Source organism: Pseudomonas sp. HMWF006, assembly GCF_003061205.1.
Classification (GTDB): Bacteria; Pseudomonadota; Gammaproteobacteria; order Pseudomonadales; family Pseudomonadaceae; genus Aquipseudomonas; species Aquipseudomonas monsensis.
Window position 1 is genome coordinate 1 of the sequence record NZ_QAIU01000215.1, and the last position, 442, is coordinate 442.

1 protein-coding gene is annotated in these 442 nt (G+C 59.3%); it reads left to right on the forward strand.

All coding sequences use genetic code 11. From position 1 onward, the window contains the following. Positions 1–319 (forward strand): DUF2796 domain-containing protein (locus DBR24_RS08505; RefSeq protein ID WP_128614492.1); only part of this gene is annotated, 319 nt, incomplete at its 5' end. Positions 320–442 lie beyond the last annotated feature (123 nt).

The following is a 442-nucleotide window of genomic DNA, read 5'->3' on the forward strand; positions in this document are numbered from 1 at the left end:
GTTCAACCTGCCCGCCGCTGCCGGTTGCAAAGTCGTCAGTCAGGAACTGGAAAGCCCGCTGTTCGGCGACAAGCCGGATGCCGACGATCACGACGACGATGAAGCGGACAAGGACGGGCATGAACATCATCACGACCACAGCGAAATCCACGCGCACTATCAGTTCAGCTGCGCCACGCCGGGGGCACTGAAGACCCTGGACCTGGCGAACATTTTCAATACCTTCCCGGCCACCCAGAAAATTCAGGTACAACTGATCAGCGCCAGCGGCCAGCAGGGCACGGAAGTGACCGCAAAGGCTGCCGCGCTGAAATTCTAAGCCTCACCGAAACACCCTTGTGGGAGCGAGCTTGCTCGCGAATGCGATTCGTCAGGCGCCTCTGGATTGACTGATCTACCGCTTTCGCGAGCAAGCTCGCTCCCACAGGGGTTATGCGTTCAC